The sequence below is a fragment of the Roseateles puraquae genome (genome assembly GCF_002205845.1).
Lineage (GTDB): Bacteria > Pseudomonadota > Gammaproteobacteria > Burkholderiales > Burkholderiaceae_C > Pelomonas > Pelomonas puraquae.
In genome coordinates this window covers 498868-512178 of the sequence record NZ_NISI01000001.1, presented here as the reverse complement: position 1 = coordinate 512178, position 13311 = coordinate 498868, and the positions used below count along the sequence as shown (strand labels likewise).

The window sequence follows — 13311 nt, the reverse complement described above, 5'->3', positions numbered from 1 at the left end:
CGGCCGAGCAAGGACACCAAGATCATGAAGCGCACCTTCCAGATTTACCGCTACGACCCGGACAAGGACGCCAAGCCCTACATGCAGACCCTCGAGGTCGAGCTGGACGGCTCCGAGCGCATGCTGCTGGACGCCCTGAACAAGCTCAAGGCCGTCGACCCCAGCCTGTCCTTCCGTCGTTCCTGCCGTGAAGGCGTTTGTGGCTCCGACGCCATGAACATCAACGGCAAGAACGGCCTGGCCTGCCTGACGAACATGCGCACGCTGCCGGGCACCATCGTGCTTAAGCCGCTGCCGGGCCTGCCCGTCGTGCGCGACCTCATCGTCGACATGACGCAGTTCTTCAAGCAGTACCACTCGATCAAGCCCTACCTCGTCAACGACAACATCCCGCCGGATACCGAGCGGCTGCAGTCGCCCGAGGAGCGCGACGAGCTCAACGGCCTGTACGAGTGCATCCTGTGCGCGAGCTGCTCCACGAGCTGCCCGAGCTTCTGGTGGAACCCCGACAAGTTCGTCGGCCCGGCCGGTCTGCTGCAGGCCTATCGCTTCATCGCCGACAGCCGCGACGAAGCCACCAATGAGCGCCTGGACAACCTCGAGGACCCGTACCGCCTGTTCCGTTGCCACACCATCATGAACTGCGTGGACGTCTGCCCCAAGGGCCTGAACCCCACGAAGGCGATCGGCAAGATCAAGGAACTGATGGTGCGCCGCGCCGTCTGACGCTCATGACCGAAGTCGCCTCCCCGCTGATCGACGAGCGTGCGCTGTCCAAGCTGCGCTGGCGCTGCCGTCGCGGCCTGCTGGAGAACGACCTCCTGATTGAACGATTCTTTACGCGGCATGCCGAGTCCGGCATCAGCATCACGCAAGCTGAAGGGCTGACGATGCTGATGGACCTGGCGGACAACGATCTCCTCGATTTGTTGCTCCGTCGCAAGGAACCCAGTGGTGAAATCGACACCGCCGCGGTGCGCCAGGTCCTCGCCGACCTGCGCACCTGATGCTTTTCAAAACCCTAAGGACTGAACCATGACCCCGTCCGACGTGAAAGCCACCCTGTCGTTCTCCGACGGCAGCCCCTCGATGGACCTGCCCCTGTACAAGGGCACCATCGGCCCGGATGTGATCGACATCCGCAAGCTGTACGGCCAGACCGGCAAGTTCACCTACGACCCGGGCTTCCTGTCGACGGCGTCGTGCAATTCCACCATCACCTACATCGACGGTGACAAGGGTGAGCTCCTCTACCGCGGCTACCCCATCGAGCAACTCGCGGTGAACTGCGACTACCTCGAGACCTGCTACCTGCTGCTGTACGGAGAGCTGCCGAACGAAAGCCAGAAGGCTGACTTCGAATACAAGGTCATGCACCACACGATGGTGAATGAGCAGATGCAGTTCTTCCTGCGCGGCTTCCGCCGTGACGCCCACCCGATGGCCGTCATGACGGGCCTGGTGGGCGCGATGTCGGCCTTCTATCACGACAGCACCGACATCAATAACCCCGAGCACCGCGAGATCGCGGCGATCCGCCTGATCGCCAAGATGCCGACGCTCGTGTCCATGGCCTACAAGTACACCATCGGCCAGCCCTACATCTACCCGAAGAACGACCTGAGCTACGCCGGCAACTTCATGCGGATGATGTTCGCGACGCCGTGCGAGGACTACAAGCCCAACGAAGTGCTGGTGCGCGCCATGGACCGCATCTTCACGCTGCACGCCGACCACGAGCAAAACGCCTCCACGTCGACCGTGCGTCTGTGCGGCTCGTCGGGCACCAACCCGTTCGCGGCGATTGCAGCCGGCGTGGCCTGCCTGTGGGGTCCGGCTCACGGCGGCGCGAACGAGGCCTGCCTGAACATGCTGGGCGACATCCAGAAGCAGGGCGGCGTGGCTCGCATTGGCGACTTCATCAGCAAGGTCAAGGACAAGAACTCCGGCGTCAAGCTGATGGGCTTCGGCCACCGCGTCTACAAGAACTACGACCCGCGCGCCAAGCTGATGCGCGAGACCTGCCACGAAGTGCTGAACGAACTGGGCCTGCAGAACGACCCGCTGTTCGAACTCGCCATGAAGCTGGAAAAGATCGCGCTGGAAGACGAGTACTTCGTCGCCCGCAAGCTCTACCCGAACGTCGACTTCTACTCCGGCATCGTCCAGCGCGCCATCGGCATCCCGGTGCCGCTGTTCACCGCCATCTTCGCGCTGGCCCGCACGGTCGGCTGGATCGCCCAGCTCAATGAGATGATCGGCGACCCCGAGTACAAGATCGGCCGCCCGCGCCAGCTGTTCGTGGGCGCCGCCCCGCGCGACGTGAAGCCCATCGGCCAGCGTTGATCGACGGCCGATCGGCCCTCGCCTCAGCGAACCCCTCGGCAGCCCCGAGGGGTTCTTTCATTTCGGAGCCTTGATGTCCGCACCAGAGATCCTCGTCCTTGGCAGCGTCAACCGTGACCTGATCGTGCATGCGCCGCGCCTGCCGCTCCCGGGCGAGACCCTGCGCGGCCAGCGTTTCGGTTCATGCCTGGGGGGCAAGGGCGCCAACCAGGCCGTTGCGGCGGCGCGCCTGGGCGCGCGCGTGGCGTTGGCTGCGCGGGTGGGCCTGCTGGAGAACGGCGCGTCCATGGTGGCGCAGTTGCAGGCCGAGGGCGTGGACACCCGTGCGATTGCGCAGCCGGCGGACGAGGTGCCGGGCGTGGCCCTGATCGTTGTCGGCGCCGAGGACGCGGAGAACCAGATCGTGACCGTGGCGGGCTCCAACGGCACGCTGCCGCTGGCGCAGGTCGAGGCCTTGGAGGTGGCCGGCCTGCGCTGGCTGGTTGCCCAGCAGGAATTGCCGCTGGAGAGCGTCGCCCGTGCCTTCCAGCGCGCCCGCGCGGCCGGCGTCAAGACGCTGCTGAATGCCGCGCCCTACCGCGCCGGCTGCGAAGCCCTGCTGCGGCATGCCGACGTGCTCGTCGTGAACGCCCTGGAAGCGCAGGCCCTGGTCACCACGCTCGGTGGCCGTGCGGCCGAGCCGGAGGCCTTGGCCCAGGCACTGCGCGCGCACGGCCCGTCCGCGGTGCTGGTGTCGCTCGGTGCGGAGGGCCTGTGCTGGGTCGATGACCAGGCCACCCGCCGCGTGCCCGCGCTGCCCGTGAAGGCGGTCGACACGGTTGGTGCGGGCGACACCCTCGTCGGGGCTCTCGTCACCGCACTGGCCGAGGGCCAAGCCATCGACCAGGCCCTGGCTTTCGCCCAGGCTGCCGCGGCACTGGCCGTTTCCCGCGCCGGCGTGCAGGATGCGATGCCCCGCCGCGCCGAAGTCGAACAACGCCTCGCGCAGGCGAACTGAACCCACAAGGAGAACAAGCGATGTCCCAAACCCTGCTGCTGCCCCGCTGGATCTTGACCATGAAGCCCGGCGAAGACACGCTGGAGCACCATGCGCTGCTGATCGACGGTGAGCGCATCGCCGCCGTCGGGCCGCGCGAGGCGCTGCTGGCCCAGTACCCGCAGGCCGCCCGCGTCGAACTGCCCGAGCAGATCCTCATCCCTGGCCTGATCAACGGCCACGCGCACTCGGCCATGACGCTGCTGCGCGGCGTGGCTGACGACGTGCCGCTGATGGACTGGCTGCAAAACCACATCTGGCCGCTCGAGCGCAAGTGGGTCAGCGAAGCCTGGACCTACCTCGGCTCCAAGCTCGCCGCCGCCGAAGGCCTGCGCAGCGGCACGACCTACATCAACGACATGTATTTCTTCCCGACCGCGATGGCACGTGCCGCCATCGACTCGGGCGTGCGGGCCGCCGTGTCGATGAACGTGATCGACTTCCCCACGGGCTACGCCTCAGGCCCGGACGACTACATCGCCAAGGGCGTGGCCGCCTACGAGCAATACAAGGGTGAAGCCTTGCTGGACTGGACCAGCGCGCCGCATGCGCCCTACACGGTCTCGGACGAGACCTTCATCAAGCTGCGCGACCTGGCCGAGAAGCTCGACATCCAGATGCATTGCCACATCCACGAGACCGCGGGTGAGGTGAGCGATGGCCTGAAGGCGCACGGCGTTCGCCCGATCACGCGGCTGGACAAGCTCGGCCTCTTCAGCGAGCGCATGATCGCCGTGCACATGGTCCACCTCGATGAGGCGGAGATCGAGCTGATGGCCAGGAAGGGCGTGCACCTCGTGCACAACCCGAACTCCAACCTCAAGCTGGCCTCGGGCGTGATGCCGCTCAAGGCACTGGAAGCTGCGGGCGTCAACACCATCCTGGGCACCGACGGCGCCGCGTCCAACAACCGGCTGGACATGTTCGGTGAGATCCGCTCAGCCGCGCTGCTGGCCAAGGGCGTGACGGGTGACCCGACCGTGGCCTCGGCCCGCACGGCGCTGGAGATGGCCACCCTTCGTGCCGCCAAGGCCATGGGCCGGGCTGACGACCTGGGTTCTCTGGAAGTGGGCAAGCTGGCTGACGTGGTGTCGGTGTCGCTGGACAGCCCCGAGTGCCAGCCGGTCTACAACGCCGCGGCACAGCTCGTCTACGTGGCGGGCCGCGAGCATGTCAGCAACGTCTGGGTCGGCGGCCGCCAGGTGCTGCGCGACCGCCAGACCACCACCATCGACGTGCCAGCCCTGCTGGGCGAAGTGCGCGAGATGGTGGAGCGCATGAAGGCCGAGAAATGAGGTGCGCCGCCCAGTCTCGCCCCGCGGCACGCGGGCGAGGCTGAGCGGCTCGCCGCTAGAACGCCAGTCGGGCGCCGACGCGGTACTGGCGCCCGAGCACGTCATACAGGAACGGGTTGATCCCATAGCCGGTACCGGTCTGCGGTGCGGCCACGGGGTCGACATTGGTCAGGTTGTCGACCTTGAAGTAGACCGTCACCTGCTTGGAGACCCTGTACGAGCCGCCGATGTCCCAGTACAGCGCGCCCTTCATCTGGTTGTTCAGGATGGTCGGGTGCGTGAGCGTCGAGACAGGGCAGTTGGTCTGGCATTCGATGAACTCGTTGCTGTAGACCCCGTCACTGATCCAGCGCTGTGACAGCGTCAGGCTTGCGGTGTCGGTCTCCCAGGACTGCGAGAACTGGCCTTTCCATTTGGGCGTGTTGCCCAGGTTCACCCCGGCCGCCTCGGTCGGGATGGTGCCCACGACGCCGGAGTTGGTCTTGAAGCTGCGCGTGTTCGTCGCCAGCCCGCGCAAGGTCATGTTGCCGGGGAGGCCGAGGCCGGCGAGGCCGAAGCGGTAGACCGCCTCCAGGTCGAAGCCCTTGTTGCGCATCGAGGCGAGGTTGAAGGCCTGCACCGTCACGTACTTGGTGGGGCTGACCAGATCCATCGCGGCGCAGACCTCCTGGTTGCCGGCCACGCAGAGGTCGACCAGCTGCTGCGCGTTCAGCGACGAGATCACGTCGTTGACCTTGATGTCGAAGTAGTCGATGGAGGCGCTGAAGCCCGGTGCCCATTTCGGCTGGGCCAGCACCAGGCCGAAGGTGGTGTTGCGGCCGGTCTCGGGGCGCAACTGCGTGTTGCCGATGGTGCGCTGCTGCACGGTCAGGGTCGTGCCTTGGTAGTTGACCGTGTTGTTGATGACCACGGGCGCCGCGTAGAGCTCGCTGAGGTTGGGGGCGCGCACGTCCTTGGAGGTGACCGCGCGCAGGCGCAGGCCATCGAGCCCGGTTTTCCAGAGGCCGCCGAGCTTCCAGCTGTCGATGTTGCCGGAGGTGCTGTAGTTCGTGTGCCGCGCTGCGAGGTTGAGGCTGCCTTCACCGAACTGGCTTGACTTGAACATCGGCGCGTTCAGTTCGAGGTAGGCTTCCTTCACGTGGTAGGCGCCACGGGCGTTGTGGTAGTTGCCGGCGTACCAGTTGTTGCCGACGCTGGTGTTGAGCAGCGGGTCGGCCGGATAGGCGGCCGAGTTGGGGCTGTCCGCCGTCACGCCGTTGCCGTAAGGGTCGGCCAGCACGTAATACTGCTCGCGCCGGGCTTCGGCACCGACGGCCACGGCCACCGGGCCTGCCCACAGCGAGAAGGGCTCGCCATTGACGTTGATGCCGGCCACTGATTGCCGCTGGCGTGAATGCTGGAACGGGCCGTTGGCGGGTGCGATGTAGGCCCAGGCTGCAGGGTCGATGGGCACGTCGCCGATGATGTTCAACGGCACGCAGCCTGAGGCGGCTGCCGCGGCATTGCGGCAGACGATGGTGTTGTTCGGGCCTCGCACCGCATCGATGGCGGCGTTGTAGCGCGCGTTCAGCGTCATGTTGGCCACGCGCAGGTCGATGGTGTTCTGGCCGTGGGCGGCGTAGCCGTCGTAGGTCCAGTCCTTGCCCAGCGCGCTGAAGCGCCCATTGGCACCCACCACGGCGCGGAGCTGGGTGCGTACCGGATTGACCTCGATGTCCTTGGGGAAGATGGCGTTGGCCACGCCGTACGCGAAGCTGGTGATGTTGTTGGCAGCGCAGGCCGCCACGATGGAGGCCGGCAGGAACGGGTTGCTGCACTGGATGGTGAGGTTGCCGTTCTTGGCCGCGCCCGGGTTGGGCGTGAAGCGCGAGTCCACCTTGCCGTAGTTCAGGCTGAAGAAGACCTCGTGGTCGTCGTTGAGTTCGAAGCTGCCGCGGGTGTAGGCCACCTGGCGCGTCATGTTCATGCCCAGCGTGGTGCCACCGCCGACCGTGCCGCTCAGGTCGCCTCCCACGCAAAAGGGCGTCACGCAACCGGTGACGGCCCCGGTCCCGGTCGGTACGCCGTTGGAGCCGTACTGGAAGGTGTACGGCACGCCGTCCTTGCCGAAGGCAGTGCCCTGGAGCGGCCCGTTCGTGATGAGCCCGTACTTCGAGTACTGGAACTGCTGCGCGTTCTCGATGAAGGTGTATTGCGGCTTGCCGTCGCCCGTCTGGCTGATGGGGCGCACCTGGAAAGCCGGGTTCTTGAACCAGGTGCGGCCGTTGGCGCCGGCACCGCCAAAGCGGGGCGACGGCACGCCGCGCTCGCGGCTGTACTCGACGCTGGCCGTCAGGTGCGCACGGCCAGCCATGAAGCCACGCCCCCAGGCGGCCTGCAGGGTGGCGTTCTCGTCGTCGCCGTAGTTCGTCTGGCCGCCCTCGATGTTGGCCTTGAAGCCGGTGAAGCGCTTGTCGGTGATGAAGTTCACCACGCCGCCGACGGCGTCCGAGCCGTAGGAGGCCGACGCGCCGCCCGTCACCACATCCACCTGCTGCACGAGCAACTGCGGGAACTGGCTCACGTCCGTCACCCCGGTCACATTGGCGCCGACCACGCGCTGGCCGTCCAGCAGGGTCAAGGTGCGGATCGGCCCGAGGCCGCGCAGGCTGAGTGAACTCAGGCCCTGGATGCCGCTGCTCGTGCTGTTGGTGCTGGTGGTGCGGCCGGTGCTGCCTTGCAGGGCCGGCAGTTCGGCGATGGCATTGAAGAGGTTGGGCTTGGCGGTCTTGTCCAGATCGGCGGCCACCAGGCGGGTCGTGGGCGTGGGCTGCGTGAAGCCGCGGGACTGGATGCGCGAGCCCGACACCACAACGGGGCTCAGCACGTTGCCCGCGGGCGCGGAGGCGGCCTCTGCGGCAGGCGGGGCTGGCTCGGCCGGTTGGGACTGGCCTTGCGCCTGCGCGCCGAGGGCGAGGCTCGAGCAGGCGGTGAGGGCGGCGAGATGGATCAAGCGGCGGGGGGAGGGCTGGCGCATCGTTGTCTCCTGTGCGTCCGGGTTGTTGTTGGGTTGGATAGCGCTATCCTGCTTGGTGAAAAAAAGGGAGGCCGGGGGCTACGCCGGAGGTCATGGCGCAGCTGCGGCCCCCTTCGGAACCGGCAGCGGTACAGCCGGTTTCCTTTTGGGATTGCGCTATCCTAAGTGCCCGAGTCCCGAGCGGGTATGGGGGATACTCTCTAGCCATGCCGTCTTCCAAGTCCGACCCCGCCGTGCCGACGCGCCGCACCCGGGCCACCGGCCGCGTCACGCTGGCCGATGTGGCCGAGGCGGCCGGCGTGAGCCCCATCACCGTGTCCCGGGCCCTGCGCGGCGAACGGGCGGTGGCGCCGGAGCTGGTGGAGCGCGTGCAGGCCGCTGCGGCCGCCCTGGGCTACGTGCCCGACCCCGCGGCCCGGGCCCTGGCGTCCAGCCGCAGCTCGCATGTCGCGGTGCTCATTCCCAAGCTCAGCAACACCTTGTTCGTCGAGTTGCTGGATGCCGTGCAGACCAGCCTGGTTCCAGCGGGTTACCAGACGCTGATCGGTGTGACCCACTATGACGCGGCCGAAGAAGAGGCCGTCCTGCGCAGTTTCCTGGCCCATCGCCCGGCCGGACTCATCGTCACCGGCAGTGACCGCAGCCCCGCGGCGGAGGCCATGATCGAGGGCAGCGCCGTGCCCTGCGTGCGCCTGATGGAAGTGGGCGAGGGCGCCGGCGCCTACAGCGTGGGTTTCTCGCAGAAAGACGCGGGCCGGGCGATCACGCGGCACCTGCTCGACACGGGGCGGCGCCATATCGCCTATGTCGCCGCGCAGCTGGACCCCCGCACGATGCAGCGGGGCGAGGGTTATGTGGCGGAGTTGCAGGCGGCCGGGCTGGGGGATCGGGTGAACCAGGTGCTGAGCGCCGAGCCCTCGTCCATGGCCCTGGGCGGAGCCCTGTTGGAGCGCGTGCTGCGCGAGGCGCCACAGACGGACGCGATCTTCTTCTGCAACGACGACCTGGCCCAGGGCGCGTTGCTGGCCGCCTTGCGGCTGGGCGTGGCGGTGCCGGCTCGCGTGGCGGTGGCCGGCTTCAACGACCTGCCGGGCAGCGACCAGATGGTGCCGCCCTTGACGACGGTGGCCACGCCCCGGCGCGAGATCGGGCGCCAGGCCGCGCAGATGCTGATGCAGCTCATGCGCGGCCAGCCGGTGGAGACGCCGCATCTCGACCTGGGTTTCCAGGTCGTCAAGCGCGCCTCAAGCTAGCTCGACGTCCAGCCGGTAGTGCCGCCCCGGTTCGATGTCTCGTACGAGGCCATCGGGCAGGGGGCGGTCGTCCAGGGTCACGCGGGCCTGACCGGTGCGCTTTACGCGCATCACGAAGCGGGCGCCGCGGAACTCGCGCTCCGCGCTGAAATCCCGCCAGCCTGAGGGCAGTTGCGGCTGCACCCGCAGGCCTTCGGCGCAGCCCTTCAAGCCGCACAGGCCTTCGATGATGCTGCGGTAGGCCCAGGCGGCGGTGCCGGTGTTGAACAGCTGGCTGGATCGGCCCGCCGTGCGCGGGAACTGCTGGTGGGCACCGCGGTAGTAGTTCGGGATGAACACCGGCAACTGGCCGCGCTGCCTGAGGTCCGCGTCATCCGGCCCCGGGATCATGCGGCGCAAGGCGCTGAAGGCCCGGTCGGCATCGCCGATCTCGTAAAGCGCATGCACATAGAACGCAGCAGCGTGGTTGTAGACGGCGCCGTTCTCCGCTGACCCGGGGTGCTTCTGCGTGACCCGGCCGACGTCGTCGCGCATGCGCGAGTACGGCGGGTTGAACATGGCCACACCGTGGGGCGTTTCGAGTTGGGCATCGATGGCGGCGAGCAGGCGCTCGCGCTGCACGGCGCTCGCTGCGCCGGACAGCATCGCCCAGGTCTGCGGGTTCAGGTAGAGGCAGCCCTCGGTGTCGGCCTTGACGCCAAACACGACCCCGGCATCGGTGATGCCACGCGCGAACCAGTCGCCGTCCCACAAGTGCTGGTTGGCCGCCAGGTTGAGTTCGTCGCTTGCCCGCAGCCAGCGGGCCGCGGCATCGATCCGGCCGGCATCGGTGCACAGGCTCGCCCACAGCTTCATGGCGTAGGCGGCCGCCACCGTCAGCCAGCCGGACACACCCCGGCCCTGGTAGCCCACCATGTTCATCGGGTCGCACCAGTCGCCCTGCGCGATGTAGCTCAGGCCGCGGGCATCGCGGTCCTGGTGCAGCCAGGCCATGGCGGCGTCCAGGCGTTCCGCCACGGTGCGGCCGTTGACGGCCTCGTCCAGCAGCCCGAAGTCGCCGGTCTCGGCCAGGTAGGCCTGCAGGCACAGCGGCAGCCAGACGCAGTGGTCGGTGTGCGGCACCTGGTTGATGTACTTCAACTCGGCGCCTTCCACGAGCAGGATGCCGTCGGGCATGGCGCCGCTGTCCGCCTGCTGGCTGAGGGCATGCAGCAGCGCGCTGCGGGTCGCCGCGGGCCGGATGAACGCCATGCCCAGGTTGTCCTGCAGGTAGTTGCGCGTCTGCGGGTCGGTGCTCAGGCGGTTCACATCGCCGTGATAGAAGACCTGGCGCGGCAGCCAATGGTTCACGAAGCGGTCGAAGTCGGGGTCGGGCGAGCTGATGCGCAGGCAGCCCCGGCCGCTGTTCACGTAGGCGGTGTAGTCGGCACGCGCCTTCGCGAAGCCGGCCTCGCTGAGGTAGCGCTCGCGCCGCTGGGCGATCTCGGCATCGTCCAGCGCCGGGCCGAACAGGAAGCGGTAGGTCTGGCTCTCGCCGTCCGCCAGCGCGAGGCGGTACTGCACGCAGGCGGCCGGCGTCTCGTACCGTGCATCGCCACCGGCCAGTTGGTCGGACTGCAGTGCGCTCGGGGCATGCAGGCCACCTTCGCCTTCGAAGGCCGCCTGGCCGGCCTCCCAGGCATCGGGCGGGCGCTCGCACAGCAGGAAGGTCTTGTCCTTGAGATGCTGATTTTTGAAGTAGTCGGCCACCTTTTGGTAGGGCGTCACGCTGCTGGCGACGATGCCGCCGAGGTCAGCCCGCCATTCGGCGGACTGGTTCATCCACGACATGTAGCCGAACGGGAAATAGGGCACGACGCTGATGCGCCGCGGGCGGCCCGAGAGGTTGCTGACCTGCACCGTCCACAGTTCCACCACGTCGTCGGTGGGCAGGCTCAGGCGCATTTGCACGCGCAGGCCCAGGTGCTCGACCGTCCAGCCCAGCGCGTCGCGTTCGACCGTGAAGCGAAAGTGCTCCAGCGGCGCGCGGACCGGCTCGTAGGGGGCCGAGAAGAGGGCGCCCGTGTCCTCGTCCTTCACGTAGACGAAGCGACCGGGATGGTGGGCGTAGTAGGCCTGCTCCGGCTGCATGAAGGTCTTGGCCTCCAGGTTCGGCGCATGCGCGTACTTGGCGGGTTCGGGCTGCATGAACTGGGCGGTGGCATAGCCGCGGCAGGTCACCTGGATCATCATGCGGCGGTTCCACAGAAAGCCGCCGGCCAGGGGCAGGGCGGTGGGGCTGGTCAGCTCGCAGCGCGCGCCGTTGTCGTGGTGTTCGATCATGGGGAGGGTGGACGCTTGCGTGCTGCGAGGTCAGCCTGGATGCGCGCCATGGTGGGGTTGTCGAGGGTGTAGAACACCATGAGGCCTGCCGCCATCAAGGTGAACGCGGCCGGGATGACCGACATCAGCCAGACGATGCCGGCCTGTGAGTCGGCCGACTGGGCCGCGTTGGGCACATAGCCCAGCGCCGAGAAGATCGCGCCGATGACGGCCACGGCCAGCGCGGTGCCCAGCTTCTGGGCAAACGAGCTTGCCGCGAAGGTCATGCCCGTGGCGCGGCGGCCGTGGCGCCATTCGTTGTAGTCGGCGCTGTCGGCCAGCATGGCGAACGACAGCGGCGACTTCGGCCCGAGTGCCAGGCCCAGGCCGATCTGCAGCGCGTACATCATCGTGATGTTGTCGCTCGGCACCAGCAGAAAGGCGCCGGACAGCAGCGTGGAGGCGAGCATCAGGCCGATCATGAGCTTGCGCTTGTCGATGAAGCGGGTCAGCAGCGGTGTCAGCGCCGTGCCCGCGGCGGCCGCCAGCAGATACGCCGGCATGAAGCTGGCGAGCAGCTCGGGCCGGTTCACGACGTACTTGAAGTAGTAGGCCGTGCTGGTCATGCGCAGCGTGATGCTGCCCATGATGATGAGCGCCAGGAAGAAGAGCAGGATCCACGGCCGGTTGCTGCGCAGGTCGGCCAGGTCCTGCCAGATGCTGGCCGGCTGTGCCTGCGGTGGCTGCACGCGCTCGGTGGTGGTGCTGAAGCTGATCGCGAAGATCACGGCCGCGGCCAGCCCCCAGAACAGCATGGTGAGCGGCCAGCCGAGCGTCGGGTCGCCGCCGCCGAGCCATTGCACCAGCCGCGGCGAGGCCGCAGTGACCACGGTGCCGCCGGCAAAGCCCGCCACGAATCGCGACGCATTGATGGCATTGCGTTCGCGGGCATCGCCCGACAGCACGCCCGACAGGGCGCTGTAGGGCAGGTTGACGCTGGTGTAGGTCGTCATCAGCAGCAGGTAGGTGCCGCAGGCCCAGATCAGCTTGCCGCTCGGCCCGAGATCGGGCGTGCAGAAAGCCAGCACCCCCACGGCCGCCAGCGGAAGCGGGCCGAACAGGAGGAACGGCCGGAACTTGCCCCAGCGTGTGCGGGTGCGGTCGGCGGCGGCGCCGATCAGCGGGTCGGTGAAGGCATTGAAGATCTTCACCACGAAGAGCATGGACGCGGCGGCCGCGGCGCTGATGCCGAACACGTCGGTGTAGAAGATCAGCAGGAAGGTGGAGATGTTGGTCCAGTAGAAGTTGAACCCCATGTCCCCCAGGCCGTAGCCGACGACCTCGCGGCGGGTCAGCCGCCCGCTCACGCCGCCAGCCATTCGGCCACCTCGGCCTGCAGGGCGGAAAGCGGGCGCAGCGCGTCCAGGCGCAGCACGCCGGGCTCATCCCGTGGTGGTTCGAGGGTGTCGAACTGGCTGTCGATCAGGCTGGCTGAAAAGAAGTGGCCACCGCGGGTGCGCACCCGCCGGTCGGCCTCGGCCTTGTCGATGTCCAGGAAAGCGAAACGCAGGCCCGGCGCTGCAGCGCGCAGTTGCTCGCGGTAGCTGCGCTTGAGCGCCGAGCAGGTCAGGATGACGCCGGCTTCCAGGCGGAGGCGGTCGCAGAGGCTGGCGAGCCAGCTGGCCCGGTCGCCGTCGGTGAGCGGTTCACCCTGCGCCATCTTGCGGCGGCTGGCCTCGGTATGGAAGGCATCGCCTTCCAGCCAGGGGCGCTGCAGGTGCGTGGCCAGCAGGGCGGCGAGAGTCGATTTGCCGCTGCCGGCAACGCCCATGACGACGAGGGAAGGAGGCGAAGGGGGCATTGGACGGGGCTGGCGCGAGAAGATCGACGTTTTGGATAGCGCTATCCTACCTGCTCGCCTGAGCCGCCTGCTCCGTACTTCCCCGTGGATGCGCTGGGCGCTGCGGGTGTGCGCGCGTGGCTTGCCGAGGCGCGCACGGGGGCCTCAGTAGAATCCCGGGCGCCGCACGTCGTCCCGTCTTCTCAGGGCGGCGCCTTCCCGAG

At 67.9% G+C, this 13311-nt stretch carries 10 protein-coding genes; 6 read left to right on the top strand and 4 right to left on the bottom strand.

Annotated features, from left to right (window positions below):
* Positions 1-24 precede the first annotated feature (24 nt).
* The 5 genes from CDO81_RS02335 to CDO81_RS02315 all read left to right on the top strand — a co-directional run bounded on the left by CDO81_RS02335 (position 25) and on the right by CDO81_RS02315 (position 4677).
* The gene (locus tag CDO81_RS02335; RefSeq protein WP_088481533.1) at positions 25-726 is read left to right on the top strand and encodes a succinate dehydrogenase iron-sulfur subunit; all 702 of its coding nucleotides are present in this window, start codon (positions 25-27) and stop codon (positions 724-726) included.
* 5 nt (positions 727-731) lie between these two features.
* The gene (locus CDO81_RS02330) at positions 732-1007 is read left to right on the top strand and encodes an FAD assembly factor SdhE (protein ID WP_088481532.1); all 276 of its coding nucleotides are present in this window, start codon (positions 732-734) and stop codon (positions 1005-1007) included.
* A gap of 28 nt (positions 1008-1035) precedes the next feature.
* Positions 1036-2346 (top strand): citrate synthase, encoded by a 1311-nt coding sequence (gene gltA / locus CDO81_RS02325; RefSeq protein WP_088481531.1) that lies wholly within the window; start codon positions 1036-1038, stop codon positions 2344-2346.
* Positions 2347-2419: 73 nt separating this feature from the next.
* Complete coding sequence (locus CDO81_RS02320; RefSeq protein WP_088481530.1) at positions 2420-3343, top strand: ribokinase; 924 nt, start codon at positions 2420-2422, stop codon at positions 3341-3343.
* A gap of 20 nt (positions 3344-3363) precedes the next feature.
* A complete protein-coding gene (locus tag CDO81_RS02315; protein WP_088481529.1) occupies positions 3364-4677 on the top strand; it encodes a TRZ/ATZ family hydrolase in 1314 nt (437 codons plus the stop codon).
* A 55-nt stretch (positions 4678-4732) separates the two neighbouring features.
* On the opposite strand, the gene CDO81_RS02310 is transcribed toward CDO81_RS02315, so the two are convergent.
* Positions 4733-7693 (bottom strand): TonB-dependent receptor plug domain-containing protein, encoded by a 2961-nt coding sequence (locus CDO81_RS02310; RefSeq protein WP_088481528.1) that lies wholly within the window; start codon positions 7691-7693, stop codon positions 4733-4735.
* Between the two features lie 206 nt (positions 7694-7899).
* On the opposite strand from CDO81_RS02310, the gene gntR reads away from it, so the two are divergent.
* A complete protein-coding gene (gene gntR, locus CDO81_RS02305) occupies positions 7900-8946 on the top strand; it encodes an HTH-type transcriptional regulator GntR (protein WP_088481527.1) in 1047 nt (348 codons plus the stop codon).
* Here the strand turns inward: gntR and CDO81_RS02300 are convergent.
* The 3 genes from CDO81_RS02300 to CDO81_RS02290 are packed head-to-tail and all read right to left on the bottom strand — an operon-like array spanning position 8938 to position 13108.
* Positions 8938-11268 (bottom strand): GH36-type glycosyl hydrolase domain-containing protein, encoded by a 2331-nt coding sequence (locus CDO81_RS02300; RefSeq protein WP_088481526.1) that lies wholly within the window; start codon positions 11266-11268, stop codon positions 8938-8940. The two genes, gntR and CDO81_RS02300, sit on opposite strands and share 9 nt — an antisense overlap.
* Positions 11265-12626, bottom strand: coding sequence for an MFS transporter (locus CDO81_RS02295; RefSeq protein ID WP_088481525.1), 1362 nt, complete (start codon positions 12624-12626; stop codon positions 11265-11267). The genes CDO81_RS02300 and CDO81_RS02295 overlap by 4 nt, the downstream gene beginning before the upstream one ends.
* Positions 12611-13108 carry a gluconokinase gene (locus tag CDO81_RS02290; RefSeq protein ID WP_241516816.1) on the bottom strand — a complete coding sequence of 166 codons (498 nt, stop codon included), beginning with the start codon at positions 13106-13108 and terminating at the stop codon, positions 12611-12613. Before CDO81_RS02290 ends, CDO81_RS02295 begins: the two co-directional genes overlap by 16 nt.
* Positions 13109-13311: the final 203 nt, after the last annotated feature.

Coding starts and splice junctions, on each gene's coding strand:
- CDO81_RS02335 (WP_088481533.1), top strand. CDS start 25: ATGAAGCGCACCTTCCAGATTTACCGCTACGACCCGGACAAGGACGCC.
- CDO81_RS02330 (WP_088481532.1), top strand. CDS start 732: ATGACCGAAGTCGCCTCCCCGCTGATCGACGAGCGTGCGCTGTCCAAG.
- gltA (WP_088481531.1), top strand. CDS start 1,036: ATGACCCCGTCCGACGTGAAAGCCACCCTGTCGTTCTCCGACGGCAGC.
- CDO81_RS02320 (WP_088481530.1), top strand. CDS start 2,420: ATGTCCGCACCAGAGATCCTCGTCCTTGGCAGCGTCAACCGTGACCTG.
- CDO81_RS02315 (WP_088481529.1), top strand. CDS start 3,364: ATGTCCCAAACCCTGCTGCTGCCCCGCTGGATCTTGACCATGAAGCCC.
- CDO81_RS02310 (WP_088481528.1), bottom strand. CDS start 7,693: ATGCGCCAGCCCTCCCCCCGCCGCTTGATCCATCTCGCCGCCCTCACC.
- gntR (WP_088481527.1), top strand. CDS start 7,900: ATGCCGTCTTCCAAGTCCGACCCCGCCGTGCCGACGCGCCGCACCCGG.
- CDO81_RS02300 (WP_088481526.1), bottom strand. CDS start 11,268: ATGATCGAACACCACGACAACGGCGCGCGCTGCGAGCTGACCAGCCCC.
- CDO81_RS02295 (WP_088481525.1), bottom strand. CDS start 12,626: ATGGCTGGCGGCGTGAGCGGGCGGCTGACCCGCCGCGAGGTCGTCGGC.
- CDO81_RS02290 (WP_241516816.1), bottom strand. CDS start 13,108: ATGCCCCCTTCGCCTCCTTCCCTCGTCGTCATGGGCGTTGCCGGCAGC.